This is a genomic window from Gilliamella sp. Choc5-1, assembly GCF_001690595.1.
Lineage (GTDB): Bacteria > Pseudomonadota > Gammaproteobacteria > Enterobacterales > Orbaceae > Gilliamella > Gilliamella apicola_M.
Map to the genome: position 1 here is coordinate 56,970 of NZ_LZHH01000105.1, position 12,619 is coordinate 69,588.

The following is a 12,619-nucleotide window of genomic DNA, read 5'->3' on the forward strand; positions in this document are numbered from 1 at the left end:
TTATTTTATGGTACGAAATGTTATTGCAATTATAATATTAGCAGGTGTATTAACGGGATGTTCACCGACTGTCAAAGTTCAAGCACCGAGTGAACCAATTAATATCAATTTAAATGTTAAGATAGACCATGAAATTAATATTAAGGTTGATAAAGCTTTAGATAATATAATCAATAAATCTGGATTATATTAATTAATAAGTTTTATTTTTATCTGTCTTTTTGATTATAAGTATTAATAAAAATCTATACTCACATTCAAATAAATAAAATACGATGTATTTATTAAGGAGTTTGTTATGAATATCTGTAAGAAAGCAACCTTGGCATTATTTTCAGTTGTGTTATCTTTTTCTGCGTTTGCATTAAATTTAGATCAAGCAATAGATTCATTAAGCCAAGCCAAAGCTCAAGGGATAGTTGGTGAACAGGCTGATGGTTATTTAGGTGTAGTGAAAAACGAAGGTAACGCTTCTGAAATTGCGCAATTAATTAATCAGGCTCGTAAAGAACAATACCAAAAAGTATCAGCTGAAAGTAATGTCCCTTTAAGTGAAGTAGAAAAAAAGGCCGGTAGTAAAGCGCAAGAAAAGACCCCAGCAGGTCAATATATAAAGCGACAAGGCCAATGGTTAAAAAAATAATTGCTACTTTTTTCAGTAGTAAGAAAAGTATAATCACATTATGCTTTAATTGTGTATAAATAATGTGTATTCTGTTTGTTTAAATATTTGTTTTATGTTTAACAAAATAAAAAAATTTATCTAGTTAGTTTTTACTTGTAACAGTATCGCTTATGCGATTTGAAATGGAGAAAATCAATGTGTTCGATTTTAGGTATTCTTGATATTAAATCAGATCCAGAACAACTACGAACAAAAGCATTAGAACTATCATGCCTACAACGTCATCGTGGTCCTGATTGGTCTGGTATTTTTGCTTCTGATAAAGCAATTCTTGCTCATGAACGTTTATCAATTGTAGATGTTAATACAGGATCTCAGCCGCTTTATAATAAAGATAAAACATTAGTTTTAGCAGTAAATGGCGAAATTTATAATCATCAAGAACTCCGAAATCAGTACAAAGATCGTTATGAGTTTCAAACAGGCTCTGACTGTGAAGTGATTCTTGCTTTATATCAAGAAAAAGGTATTGATTGCCTTGATGAATTACAAGGTATGTTTGCTTTTATCCTTTATGATATCAATAAAGGGAGCTATTTTATTGGCCGTGACCATATTGGTATTATTCCAATGTATACAGGTCATGATGAAAATGGCACATTTTATGTTGCCTCTGAAATGAAAGCATTAGTTCCTGTTTGTAAAACAATTGAGGCTTTCCCTCCGGGATGCTATCTATCTAGTACCGAAGGTGAAATCAAAACGTATTACAAACGTGACTGGATGGATTACGAAAATGTGAAAGACAATAAGACGGATATTAATGCACTGCGTGTTGCATTAGAAGAGTCTGTAAAAAGTCATTTAATGTCTGACGTGCCATATGGTGTTTTATTGTCAGGTGGACTTGATTCTTCCGTCATTTCAGCGATCACTAAAAAATTCTCAGCACGTCGTGTTGAAGATCACGAAAAATCAGAAGCATGGTGGCCACAGTTGCACTCATTTGCTGTAGGTTTAAAAGGTGCTCCAGATCTTAAAGCTGCACAAGCGGTTGCTGATCATCTAGGTACAGTTCACCACGAAATTAACTTTACCATTCAAGAAGGTATTGATGCGATTCGTGACGTAATTTATTTCATTGAAACTTATGATGTAACCACAATCCGTGCATCAACACCAATGTATTTAATGGCACGTAAAATCAAAGCAATGGGAATAAAAATGGTACTTTCTGGTGAAGGTGCTGATGAAGTGTTCGGCGGTTACCTCTATTTCCACAAAGCGCCAAATGCTAAAGAGTTCCATGAAGAAACTGTACGCAAATTAGCAGCACTACATATGTATGATTGTGCGCGTGCAAATAAAGCGATGGCGGCTTGGGGCGTTGAAGCTCGAGTCCCATTCCTTGATAAAAAATTCTTAGATGTCGCAATGCGCATTAATCCAAAAGATAAAATGTGTGGTAGCAATGGCAAAATGGAAAAACATATTGTCCGTGAAGCATTTGAATCTTACTTACCTGCATCTGTTGTTTGGCGTCAAAAAGAACAATTCTCTGATGGTGTTGGTTATAGTTGGATTGATACATTAAAAGAAATTGCAGAAAGTAAAATTACTGATCAGCAATTAGAAAATGCAAAATTCCGCTTTCCATATAATACGCCAACTTCGAAAGAAGCTTATATGTATCGTGAAATTTTCAATGAACTATTTCCAGTTGAAAGTGCGGCTCATTGTGTACCTGGTGGTCCAACTGTTGCATGTTCAACTGCTAAAGCAATTGAATGGGATGAATCATTTAAGAACTTAAACGATCCATCTGGGCGTGCAGCGGTTGGTGTTCATAACGACGCTTATAAAAAATAATTGGTTGCATTTAGCAAATGATAAAAAAGGGCATTATTGCCCTTTTTTATTGATTGAATTAACGTAAATGATAACTTTTTTGATAGTTAACATATATTTCTAATTTCCTCAATATTTATCTAACGCCTTCTATACTAAAAAGATTTGTCACTTGTTGAGAGTAGTATGTTTTTTAGTAAATATTTGTTCAATATGTGATCTAAATTCACTTTTTTCTAAATTTAATAAACTATACTAAATGTTACCAGTCACATAATAGCTGAATGGAAAATAAACGGTATTTATTTACTAATAAATATAATTGTAATGGTTTATTAACTAGGAGCATTGAGTGGAAAATTATAAAATTGCAGTAATCAACTCCAGTAGTTTTGGGAAATACTTTCCTGATCATTTACAGCGATTAGAAAAAATAGGTGAAGTAAAACATTTTACTTTTGATAATAATATTTCAGGAAAGGAACTAGCTGATGCATTGCAAGGATACAATATATTTATTGCAAGCGTTAGGCCATTTTTTAATAAAGAGTTTTTTGATAATAAAAAAGATCCTTTATTTTTACTTTCTCGCCATGGAATCGGGTTTAATAACGTTGACGTTATTGCTGCCAAAGAACACGGTACGATTGTTACTATAGTTCCCCCTTTAGTTGAACGAGATGCTGTCGCTGAAAATGCAGTAACCAATTTACTAGCATTAATCAGACAAACAGTTCAATCTCAAGCTGCAGTGAAGTCAAATGAATGGAAGAGAAGAGCCTCTTTTTTAGGTATTAATGTTACGGGTAAAGTCGTTGGTGTTATTGGATGCGGTAATATTGGCAGTCGAGTAGCAGAAATATTTAAGCATGGTTTTAATGCTCGGCTACTCGTTGTTGATCCTAAAGTTAATAAACAATGGGCGATTAAAAATAATATTGAAATTGTTGATTTAGATTATTTACTCCAAAATTCAGATATTATCTCTTTAAACGCATCATTAAATGAAACCAGTTACCATATTTTAAAAGAGCGCCAATTTTCTTTAATGAAGAAAGGCGTTTATATCACAAATACTGCTCGAGCTGAATTGATTGATGAAAGTGCATTATTAAAAGCACTTGATAGTGAAATTGTAGCTGGGCATGCAACAGACGTAATGTATGTCGAACCGTCATACAACGATAATCCTTTAGTTAAACATCCAAAAGTACTTGTTACACCACATACCTCAGCTTATGCAATTGAATGCTTACAAGGAATGGGAGAAAAATGTATACAAGATGTAGAAAATTTTGTTAACAAATTAGAACTACAATCAATTGTTTCTTAATTATTTTTTTAATTTTTAAGTAATAATAAAAACATTAAGGAGTTTATATATGCAAGAAATGCATGTAACGTTTCTTCAAGCAGCCATCATTTCTGTATGGGTTGCGATGGTAATGTCTAGGGGGTTAGGAGGTGCAACATTAACATTAAGATTTACCCCAATGATGACAGGTTTAATTGTTGGGATAGTTTTTAATGATATCACAAATGCCATGATAACAACTGCGGCAATACAGTTGATTTATATGGGAGTATTTTCTCCTGGTGGTCAAATGCCATCAGAACCTTCTATTGCTACGGCAGTTGCTGTTCCAGTAGCATTACTCGGAAAAATGGAGCCCACAGCTGCTGTTGCGGTCGCTGTACCTGTTGGCTTATTAGGATCTTACTTGTATCAACTAAGATTTTTCTTTAACACTATGATTATGAAATTAACAGAAAAATATGCGCAAGAAGCAAATAGTTCAAAATTAACATTTTCTATAATCATACTACCAATCATTTGTAGTTGTGCTCTATTTATACCATTCATGTTTGTCGCATTATATTTTGGCGCACCGATTATTGCCGATGTGATTAAATCAAATGCGGGCGGACTTGTTTTCCATATCCTTAACGTCATTGGTGGTGGGCTGGCAGCTGTTGGTATTGCATTAACCATTTATGTGATTGGTAAAAAGAGTTACATCATATTCTTCTTATTGGCTTATTTTTTAGCGGTAATTACAAAACCACTCAACATAACAATGGTAACTTACGCAATTGTTGGTGCTATTGTTGCATTTATTTTTGTCTTGGCAAAAAGTGAAGCGGTAAACTCTGCGGCAGACCAACCTAGAAATAATGCCAATAATAATGAAGATGATGATGATTATTAATCTATAGATATTCGATTAATAAATTAGATAGAGGAATTTTATAATGACAGAAATCGTACAAGAAAGTATTGATCTAAAGCCAGAAACAATCACTAAAAAGGATATCACTATTGCGTGGTTACGATGGTATTATGCAAATGAAATCCCACACTCATTTGATCGTTATCTTGCGGCATCTTTAATGTGGGGATTAATGCCAATCCTAAAAAAACTATATAAATCAAAAAGTGAACTGGCTGCGGCTTACCAAAGACATTTATTGTTCTTTAACACTCAAATAACTTGGGGTGGGGGAACGATTTCGGGGATAATGGCCTCACTTGAGTCTGTAAGAGCTGACGAAGTTTATAACAAGAAACCAATTAGTATCGATAATGATGTACTTTATAATACCAAAGCGGGGTTAATGGGCGCTTTAGCTGGTATTGGCGATGCTATTGACTCAGGCACAGTACAATATATTTTTATCGCAATTGCACTACCTTGGGCACAAGAAGGTTTAGCAATTGGAGCATTATTTCCTTTCTTTGCCTTTGTAGTTTATCAACTTTTTGTTGGATATTATTTTGCTCAATTAGGATTTAAGTTAGGGAAAAACGCTGCAACAGAAGTTGTTGGTAATAAAATGCAGATGCTTATCGAAGGCTTATCTATTTTGGGTTTGTTTATGATGGGTATCTTAGCTGCCAGTTATATCAAAGTCTCATCAAGTTTAAAATTTACCTTATCAGGAAAAGATTTCGTTATACAAGACACATTGGATAAAATCTTACCAGGTGCGTTACCACTTATTGTTGTAATGGGATTATATTTTTATTTCTCTAAAAAAGGTTTAAAAGTAACCAGAGCATTAATTGGATTAACAATCATACTTGGTGTTTTAGCTGCAATTGGCATTTTATAAAATAATTATATAAAAAATAGAGGTTTTAAATTATGGGAAAAGTTGTTTTAGCTCGAGTAGATAGTCGTCTTATTCATGGTCAAGTTGCAACTAATGTTTCAAAAGCTGCTGGGGCTAATGCTTTATTTGTGGCAGATGACTATTCAGCAAATGACGAATTCACAAAAAATATCATTCTAGGCGCCGGAGCTAGCACTGGGCATAAAATCAGAGTACTAAAAGAAGATGGTGCTGTAAGATATTGGAATGATCGCAAGTACGATGACTTTAATGTTATCTTACTTACTAAAAATATTGAAGTAATGTATAAAATCATTAAAGCAGGCGTACCAATAACAAACCTAAATATTGGAGGTTTACCGCTAGTACCTGGGGCAACATCAATAATTAAAGAAGTATCGATAAACAAAGAGCAACTTGATCTATTGATCGATTTACAAAATAGTTACCCGGATATGGATATCTACTTTCAAGCAACGCCTTCATTGAAAAAAATAACATTAAATGAAGCAATCAAAATGTTTGAATAATATAGGAAGGTAAAAATGATAGGTGTCTTATTAATTAGCCATGGCAACATGGCTGCGGGAATGAAAGATAGTGTAACAATGATAGTTGGAGAACAAGACAAATTTGAAACACTATCACTTAATCCAGGGCAAGATATTAATCAATTAAAAACGGATCTATTTAATTGTTCAAAATCTTTAGATTCAGGCAAAGGAGTCTTAATTTTTGTCGATCTATATGGAGCCTCTCCTTACAATGCTTCAATGAAATGCGTGCCTCAATGGCGAGAATTGGGTATGGATGTTAGAGTTATTACCGGCATGAGCTTACCAATGGTGATTAATGCGGTATGCAATAGAGACTCATTGTCAGTACAAGAATTAGCCAAAGAGAGTCTTGAGGCGGGTCATGATAATATTCAAGACGCTATTGCTAATCTTACTCATTCCAACCAATCTCAGAATGAGGATGATTATTAATTAGTTTAATATTGCTAATTGATAATATTATCAAGTGTATAGTGAATATGATTAACAAAGTCATATTCACTATATTGTTTAATTTTTATATCTAAATAGTTTATTAATAATGGAAATACTTAAAGATCTTGTGCTCCGATACTGTGTCATATTTGGTAAACGATTTTCTACTAAACAAAAGATTGCTTTTTTAAGAGTGATATCTAAAGAACTAATTCAATTAGGCTATATGGTTGATGCTAAACTAGCCAAGTTGAAATTAGCAACAAGACGATATGAAAACTATTACAATGCTTATATTGGTGATTTAAATAAAGCTGAATTAATTATTTGCACTTATTACGATACTGGCGTTAATAACTTTAATTTTCAAAAAAAATACGCATTTTCTCCACAATTTAGTAAATTAAGTTACTTTATCAGTATTGCGCCAATCATTATTTTATTCATTGCTTCATTGATACTAAATTATTTTGTTTTTATTCCTGATATCCGTACTCAAGGTTTTTTTAGTATTTCAGGCGTTGGCTCAATTATTTCAACGGTTTTGTTATTTTTTTTCGTCTTTAAATTTAAAAGTGGCATTCCTAACCAAAAGAACTTTGTTTGTAATTCATCAAGCATTATTACCATCATAAATTTAATTAATAAACTTAATAAAAAAGAGAAGAAAAAAATAGCTTTTGTTTTATGTGATGGTGGCAATAGTAACCAATATGGTTTAAAAATGTTAGAAAGCTATTCTAACAAAATGAAAAACAAAAAATTTATTTTTATCGATAGTATTGGCAATGGTAACGAGTTAATATTTCTAAAACCGCAACAATCAAATCTACAACTAGAAAATATTACTTTTTACAGTGGCAAAATGGAAACACAACTACCTAATTACATCATGATCACATCGGGTGATATAGATGAAAATGGTAAAATTGTTATAAAAAATGCCCATAGCGCAAAAGATAACTACTTGTCCGATAAAGTGATAAACAAACATACTCAATCACTGCTTGAAATAAGTCGAGCATTGATAAGTAGCAATAATGATAAATAGTAGAGGTAACGTTATTGTGAAGATAAGAAATCACCCCCAACCAAAATAATTAGGTAGGGGTGATACATCAATTAATGCGCAGCGCCTTTAGGTGCACCAATCGGTAAAACCGTACGACCAAATTGCTCATTAATCACTTCTGCCATTGCTAAATAAACAGCACTTGCTCCACAAATAATACCTTCAAAACCTGCAATATGAATAATGCCATGGTTACCTGAAATATTACCAATAGCTAATAAAGCAAATAAAACGGTTAAACTAGCAAAAACAAATTGTAATGCGCGGTTGCCTTTTAATGTACCAATAAACATAAAGCCAGTAAAAATTCCCCATAATGCAAGGAAAATACCAACAAAAGTGGCATCAGATGGCGCTGTCGCTGGTGAAGTTGGTAAATACCAAATACCCACTAACGCAATCCAAAAGAAACCATAAGAAGTAAATGCTGTTGTACCAAACGTATTACCTTTTCGAAATTCTAAAATACCAGCAATGACTTGCGCAAGGCCGCCATAAAAAATACCCATTGAGACAATTACTGTCATAGCAGGAAAAAATCCAGCATTATGAATATTCAATAAAATTGTTGTCATACCAAATCCCATTAAGCCAAGAGGGCCAGGATTTGCAAGTTTTGTTTGTTCCATAAGGATCCTATAAATTAAGTAAGATGATTAAAGAGCGGCAATAATAAGTGTAGAAAACGCCATAATCAAGGTTTTAGAAAAATAATTTTTTTGTACCCCCTTGATATTAATAATAACGTTCCCATTTATGTGAAAACAAAAAACATTTCTTTGTGAAGTAAAGGCTTGAAAATTAAAATTTAAGACTTATATACAAGAAATAAAATACAGGTTTTGAGGAGAATAGATTATGGGTAAAATTATTGGTATTGATTTAGGTACAACAAATTCATGTGTTGCTGTAATGGACAACGGTCAAGCAAAAGTTTTAGAAAACGCAGAGGGCGATCGCACAACTCCTTCCATTATTGCTTACACACAAGATGGGGAAATCTTAGTTGGCCAACCAGCAAAACGTCAAGCAGTAACTAATCCACAAAATACATTATTTGCGATTAAACGTTTAATTGGACGTCGTTATGAAGACGCCGAAGTACAACGTGATGTTGGTATTATGCCGTATAAAATTGTAAAAGCAGACAACGGCGATGCATGGGTTGATATTAAAGGTCAAAAAATTGCACCACCACAAATTTCTGCTGAAGTATTGAAAAAAATGAAGAAAACAGCAGAAGATTATCTTGGTGAAGCGGTGACTGAAGCGGTTATTACTGTACCTGCTTATTTTAACGATGCACAACGTCAAGCAACTAAAGATGCTGGTCGTATTGCAGGACTTGATGTAAAACGTATCATCAACGAACCAACAGCTGCGGCGCTTGCTTATGGTTTAGATAAAGATGTAGGTAACCGAACTATAGCGGTTTATGACCTTGGTGGTGGTACATTTGATATTTCTATTATCGAAATCGACGACGTTGATGGTGAAAAAACCTTTGAAGTATTAGCAACAAATGGTGATACTCACTTAGGTGGTGAAGACTTTGACTCACGCTTAATCAATTATTTAGTTGACGAATTTAAACGTGAACAAAACTTCGATCTAAAAAATGATCCGCTAGCAATGCAACGCTTAAAAGAAGCGGCAGAAAAAGCGAAAATTGAATTATCATCAGCGCAACAAACTGATATTAATTTACCTTATATCACTGCTGATGCAAGTGGTCCAAAACATTTAAATATTAAAGTGACTCGCGCTAAACTAGAAGCTTTAGTTGAAGACTTAGTAAAACGTTCAATGGATCCAGTTAAAACTGCATTACAAGATGCAGGGCTTTCGGTATCTGATATCAAAGATGTTATCTTAGTTGGTGGCCAAACTCGTATGCCAATGGTACAAAAAGCCGTTGCTGACTTCTTTGGTAAAGAGCCGCGTAAAGATGTAAACCCAGACGAAGCGGTTGCTGTTGGTGCTGCGGTTCAAGGTGGTGTACTTGGTGGTGATGTAAAAGATGTTTTATTACTTGATGTAACGCCATTATCATTAGGTATTGAAACCATGGGTGGTGTTATGACTGCCTTGATTGAGAAAAACACAACTATCCCAACAAAACATAGTCAAGTGTTCTCAACGGCGGAAGACAACCAATCAGCGGTAACGATCCATGTATTACAAGGTGAACGTAAACGTGCAAGTGATAACAAATCGCTAGGTCAATTTAACCTAGATGGCATTCAAGCGGCACCTCGTGGTATGCCACAAATTGAAGTAACTTTTGATATTGACGCCGATGGTATTTTACATGTATCAGCGAAAGACAAAAATACTGGCCGTGAACAAAATATCACTATTAAAGCTTCATCAGGTTTAAGTGAAGAAGAAATTCAAAAAATGGTTAATGATGCGGAAGCTAATGCCGATGCAGACCGTAAGTTTGAAGAGTTAGCTCAAACTCGTAACCAAGCAGACCACCTTGTTCACTCAACTCGTAAACAAGTGACTGAAGCGGGTGATCAGTTATCAGCTGATGATAAAAAAGCAATTGAAGATGCAGTAAGTGCTTTAGAAGTTGCCGCTCGTGGTGAAGATAAAGACGAAATTGAAGCAAAAATTAATGCCTTAATGGAAGCGTCTAAAAAATTGCTTGAATTAGCACAACAACAAGCTCAAGCAAGCCAAAGTGCGGGTCAATCTGCAGGTGGAAACACTAAAGCAGAAGATGACGTTGTTGATGCTGACTTCAAAGAAGTTGATGAAGATAAAAAATAATCATTAATTAGTATGTTTTTTAATGCGTTATTTCAACAAATTTTAAACATATAACACATTAAACGGGCACGAGGTCTCCTCAAGCCCGTTTAGTTGTTTATGAAAAGAGATAAAAATAAAGGTTAATTATGGCGAAGAAAGATTATTATGAAACATTAGGCGTCAGTAAAAGTGCCAGTGAAAGTGAGATAAAAAAAGCCTATAAGCGCCTAGCAATGAAATATCACCCTGACAAAAATCAGGACAATAAAGCCGAAGCTGAAGCAAAATTTAAAGAAGTCAAAGAAGCTTATGAAATCTTAACTGATCCACAAAAGAAAGCCGCTTATGATCAATATGGCCATGCTGCTTTTGAACAAGGTCAAGGCGGCGGTGCAGGAGGATTCGGAGGTTTTGGTGGATTTGGCGGCGGAGCTTTTGACGATATATTCAGTGATTTCTTTGGTGGTGGTCGAGGTCGTGGACAAACTGCATCTCGCGGCAATGACTTACAATACAATATCACACTAACATTAGAAGAAGCTGCTGCAGGTGTTAGTAAAGAAATTAAAGTCCCAACATGGGTAAGCTGTGATACTTGCCATGGACAAGGAACCGAAAAGCCTTCTGATGTGGTAACGTGTAACACATGTCATGGTGCAGGTGTTGTACAAATGCGCCAAGGCTTTTTTGCTGTGCAGCAAGAGTGCCCAACTTGTCATGGTCGTGGTAAAGTAGTTAAAAATCCATGCAAAAAATGTCACGGTGAAGGCCGAGTACAAAAAACAAAAACATTGTCTGTCACTATTCCTGCTGGTGTTGATACAGGAAACCGAATTCGACTTTCTGGTGAAGGTGAAGCAGGCTTAAATGGTGCGCCATCTGGTGATTTATATGTACAAGTACAAGTCAAACCACATACTATTTTTGAGCGAGATGGTGCAAACTTACATTGCGAAATTCCAATCAATATTGTATTAGCATCACTTGGTGGCGAAGTTGAAGTGCCAACACTTAATGGCAAGGTCAGCTTAACAATTCCTGCTGAAACTCAAACAGGAAAAATGTTCCGACTACGAGGCAAAGGCATAAAATCATTGCGTGGTAATGCTGTCGGTGATCTTTACTGCCATGTTGTAGTTGAAACACCAGTTAATTTAACCAGTAAACAAAAAGAGTTACTAAAGGAGTTAGGTGAAAGCTTTAAAGCTGATAAAAACTCTAAACACAGTCCCAAAGAAAAAAGCTTCTTTGACAAAGTGAAAAAGTTTTTTGGTTAATTGGATATAGTAAAAGCACGATTGAACAGTAAAATCACTTGTTCAATCGTGTGTTAGCCAACATTAACACCTCTACACCCATCCCTATTTATTCACAAAAACAAAAAACTTTTAGCCAAAAATTAGTTAATGTAGCTATTAACTTTATTAAAGTTTTTGGTGTTTTTTAGTCAAATTAACCGTTTATGCAACTATTTCTTTTTTTTACTACGATTCTGTTTGGATCGGCTACACTAATTCATACAACTTTTTTAAGGGGTAAGGTAAACTTATCACAACTAAAAAAGGAACAAATATGAATAAGATTAAACGCAAAAGACGAACATTCACAGATGATTTTAAACACCAAATGGTCAGTCTTTATCAACATGGTAAATCACGTAGTGAAATCGTTGCAGAATATGATTTGACATCATCAGCATTGGACCGTTGGATAACGCAATCAAGCCAAAGTGGCTCATTTAAAACAAAAGATAATCGCAGTCCACAAGAACAAGCGTTAATCGCGTTGCGTAAAGAGCTTAAACAGCTGCGTATGGAAAATGATATTCTAAAGCAAGCAGCACTGATAATAGGGCGAAAATCGCTATCCTAAAAGCAAATCGACATCGTTATAGCATAACAAAGCTATGTCAATATTTAGGATTATCAAGATATTATGCTTATTATCAGTGTAAATTGAATAGACAAAAATCAGTAGGGCTTTATGCCGATAAAATCGTGACGCTATTTAATCAGAGCTATCAGTCTTATGGTACAAGACGAATTCGTTTTGATTTACAAAAAGAGAATATTTGGGTGTCATGCCGTTACATTGCTCGGGTGATGAAAGCCTTATTGCTGGTATCAAAATACACCGTTAAACGTTATCAATCTCACAATACGGAAGTGAATGAAACCGCCACAGAAAATCACCTGCAACGACAATTTG

Annotated in this window: 14 protein-coding genes; 13 read left to right on the forward strand and 1 reads right to left on the reverse strand. The window is 34.6% G+C overall.

Translation table 11 applies throughout. The annotated features are described in order from the left end of the window. Nucleotides 1-7 precede the first annotated feature (7 nt). The 9 genes from A9G35_RS09150 to A9G35_RS09190 all read left to right on the forward strand — a co-directional run bounded on the left by A9G35_RS09150 (nucleotide 8) and on the right by A9G35_RS09190 (nucleotide 7,630). Complete coding sequence (locus A9G35_RS09150) at nucleotides 8-193, forward strand: YnbE family lipoprotein (RefSeq protein ID WP_034911268.1); 186 nt, start codon at nucleotides 8-10, stop codon at nucleotides 191-193. A 105-nt stretch (nucleotides 194-298) separates the two neighbouring features. After that, nucleotides 299-643 carry a YdbL family protein gene (locus A9G35_RS09155; protein ID WP_065636586.1) on the forward strand — a complete coding sequence of 115 codons (345 nt, stop codon included), beginning with the start codon at nucleotides 299-301 and terminating at the stop codon, nucleotides 641-643. A gap of 177 nt (nucleotides 644-820) precedes the next feature. After that, nucleotides 821-2,494, forward strand: coding sequence for an asparagine synthase B (gene asnB / locus A9G35_RS09160; RefSeq protein ID WP_034911264.1), 1,674 nt, complete (start codon nucleotides 821-823; stop codon nucleotides 2,492-2,494). 331 nt (nucleotides 2,495-2,825) lie between these two features. Next, nucleotides 2,826-3,806 (forward strand): D-isomer specific 2-hydroxyacid dehydrogenase family protein, encoded by a 981-nt coding sequence (locus A9G35_RS09165; protein ID WP_065636587.1) that lies wholly within the window; start codon nucleotides 2,826-2,828, stop codon nucleotides 3,804-3,806. 58 nt (nucleotides 3,807-3,864) lie between these two features. Continuing rightward, the gene (locus A9G35_RS09170; protein ID WP_065636597.1) at nucleotides 3,865-4,683 is read left to right on the forward strand and encodes a PTS mannose/fructose/sorbose/N-acetylgalactosamine transporter subunit IIC; all 819 of its coding nucleotides are present in this window, start codon (nucleotides 3,865-3,867) and stop codon (nucleotides 4,681-4,683) included. A 43-nt stretch (nucleotides 4,684-4,726) separates the two neighbouring features. Beyond that, complete coding sequence (locus A9G35_RS09175; protein ID WP_065559970.1) at nucleotides 4,727-5,587, forward strand: PTS system mannose/fructose/sorbose family transporter subunit IID; 861 nt, start codon at nucleotides 4,727-4,729, stop codon at nucleotides 5,585-5,587. 32 nt (nucleotides 5,588-5,619) lie between these two features. Continuing rightward, entirely contained in the window at nucleotides 5,620-6,117 is a 498-nt protein-coding gene (locus A9G35_RS09180; RefSeq protein WP_065559971.1) for a PTS system mannose/fructose/N-acetylgalactosamine-transporter subunit IIB, read from the forward strand. 15 nt (nucleotides 6,118-6,132) lie between these two features. Further along, on the forward strand, nucleotides 6,133-6,576 hold the full coding sequence (locus tag A9G35_RS09185; RefSeq protein ID WP_065636588.1) for a PTS sugar transporter subunit IIA: 444 nt from the start codon (nucleotides 6,133-6,135) through the stop codon (nucleotides 6,574-6,576). A 109-nt stretch (nucleotides 6,577-6,685) separates the two neighbouring features. Then, the gene (locus A9G35_RS09190) at nucleotides 6,686-7,630 is read left to right on the forward strand and encodes a hypothetical protein (protein ID WP_065636589.1); all 945 of its coding nucleotides are present in this window, start codon (nucleotides 6,686-6,688) and stop codon (nucleotides 7,628-7,630) included. 71 nt (nucleotides 7,631-7,701) lie between these two features. On the opposite strand, the gene satP is transcribed toward A9G35_RS09190, so the two are convergent. Then, a complete protein-coding gene (gene satP / locus A9G35_RS09195; protein ID WP_034911261.1) occupies nucleotides 7,702-8,280 on the reverse strand; it encodes an acetate uptake transporter in 579 nt (192 codons plus the stop codon). Between the two features lie 229 nt (nucleotides 8,281-8,509). Between satP and dnaK the strand changes: the two genes are divergently transcribed. The 4 genes from dnaK to A9G35_RS12960 all read left to right on the forward strand — a co-directional run. Beyond that, entirely contained in the window at nucleotides 8,510-10,429 is a 1,920-nt protein-coding gene (dnaK, locus tag A9G35_RS09200) for a molecular chaperone DnaK (protein ID WP_065636590.1), read from the forward strand. A gap of 128 nt (nucleotides 10,430-10,557) precedes the next feature. After that, a complete protein-coding gene (dnaJ, locus tag A9G35_RS09205) occupies nucleotides 10,558-11,688 on the forward strand; it encodes a molecular chaperone DnaJ (RefSeq protein WP_065636591.1) in 1,131 nt (376 codons plus the stop codon). A 295-nt stretch (nucleotides 11,689-11,983) separates the two neighbouring features. Next, nucleotides 11,984-12,283, forward strand: a complete 300-nt coding sequence (locus A9G35_RS09210) for a transposase (RefSeq protein ID WP_065636592.1) — start codon at nucleotides 11,984-11,986, stop codon at nucleotides 12,281-12,283. Between the two features lie 83 nt (nucleotides 12,284-12,366). After that, the coding region (locus A9G35_RS12960; protein WP_141673849.1) for an IS3 family transposase at nucleotides 12,367-12,619 on the forward strand (253 nt) is incomplete at its 3' end.

What these genes read in the sequence shown, in the direction of transcription:
- A9G35_RS09150 (WP_034911268.1), top strand. Translation starts at nt 8, where the DNA reads ATGGTACGAAATGTTATTGCAATTATAATATTAGCAGGTGTATTAACG.
- A9G35_RS09155 (WP_065636586.1), top strand. Translation starts at nt 299, where the DNA reads ATGAATATCTGTAAGAAAGCAACCTTGGCATTATTTTCAGTTGTGTTA.
- asnB (WP_034911264.1), top strand. Translation starts at nt 821, where the DNA reads ATGTGTTCGATTTTAGGTATTCTTGATATTAAATCAGATCCAGAACAA.
- A9G35_RS09170 (WP_065636597.1), top strand. Translation starts at nt 3,865, where the DNA reads ATGCATGTAACGTTTCTTCAAGCAGCCATCATTTCTGTATGGGTTGCG.
- A9G35_RS09175 (WP_065559970.1), top strand. Translation starts at nt 4,727, where the DNA reads ATGACAGAAATCGTACAAGAAAGTATTGATCTAAAGCCAGAAACAATC.
- A9G35_RS09180 (WP_065559971.1), top strand. Translation starts at nt 5,620, where the DNA reads ATGGGAAAAGTTGTTTTAGCTCGAGTAGATAGTCGTCTTATTCATGGT.
- A9G35_RS09185 (WP_065636588.1), top strand. Translation starts at nt 6,133, where the DNA reads ATGATAGGTGTCTTATTAATTAGCCATGGCAACATGGCTGCGGGAATG.
- A9G35_RS09190 (WP_065636589.1), top strand. Translation starts at nt 6,686, where the DNA reads ATGGAAATACTTAAAGATCTTGTGCTCCGATACTGTGTCATATTTGGT.
- satP (WP_034911261.1), bottom strand. Translation starts at nt 8,280, where the DNA reads ATGGAACAAACAAAACTTGCAAATCCTGGCCCTCTTGGCTTAATGGGA.
- dnaK (WP_065636590.1), top strand. Translation starts at nt 8,510, where the DNA reads ATGGGTAAAATTATTGGTATTGATTTAGGTACAACAAATTCATGTGTT.
- dnaJ (WP_065636591.1), top strand. Translation starts at nt 10,558, where the DNA reads ATGGCGAAGAAAGATTATTATGAAACATTAGGCGTCAGTAAAAGTGCC.
- A9G35_RS09210 (WP_065636592.1), top strand. Translation starts at nt 11,984, where the DNA reads ATGAATAAGATTAAACGCAAAAGACGAACATTCACAGATGATTTTAAA.